We start from the raw sequence: 547 nt of genomic DNA, 5'->3' as shown, positions 1-547 counted from the left end.
CGATCGGCCCGCACGTTGCGGTTGCGAAACGTCTGGCGGCGAAAGGTGTTAAAATCAAACCGGGTATGGTTATCGGTTACATCGTTCTGCGTGGTGACGGTCCGATCTCTAACCGTGCGATCCTGGCGGAAGAATACGACCCGCGTAAACACAAATACGACGCGGAATACTACATCGAAAACCAGGTTCTGCCGGCGGTTCTGCGTATCCTGGAAGGTTTCGGTTACCGTAAAGAAGACCTGCGTTGGCAGAAAACCAAACAGACCGGTCTGACCTCTTGGCTGAACATCAAAAAATCTGGTACCGGTGGTGGTGGTGCGACCGTTAAATTCAAATACAAAGGTGAAGAAAAAGAAGTTGACATCTCTAAAATCAAAAAAGTTTGGCGTGTTGGTAAAATGATCTCTTTCACCTACGACGAAGGTGGTGGTAAAACCGGTCGTGGTGCGGTTTCTGAAAAAGACGCGCCGAAAGAACTGCTGCAGATGCTGGAAAAACAGAAAAAATGACTCGAGCACCACCACCACCACCACTGAGATCCGGCTGC

Annotated in this window: 1 protein-coding gene; it reads left to right on the top strand. The window is 49.7% G+C overall.

Features of this window, described 5'->3' with window-relative positions:
* Window positions 1-287: 287 nt before the first annotated feature.
* A complete protein-coding gene (sul7d, locus tag SB786_RS35590; protein WP_410578403.1) occupies window positions 288-509 on the top strand; it encodes a Sul7d family chromatin protein in 222 nt (73 codons plus the stop codon).
* The last annotated feature ends 38 nt before the right edge of the window (window positions 510-547 follow it).

This window comes from Burkholderia sp. SIMBA_062 (assembly GCF_046534765.1).
Lineage (GTDB): Bacteria > Pseudomonadota > Gammaproteobacteria > Burkholderiales > Burkholderiaceae > Burkholderia > Burkholderia ambifaria.
The sequence above is the reverse complement of the archived record's forward strand: the minus strand, read 5'-3'. Positions and strand labels throughout refer to the sequence as shown.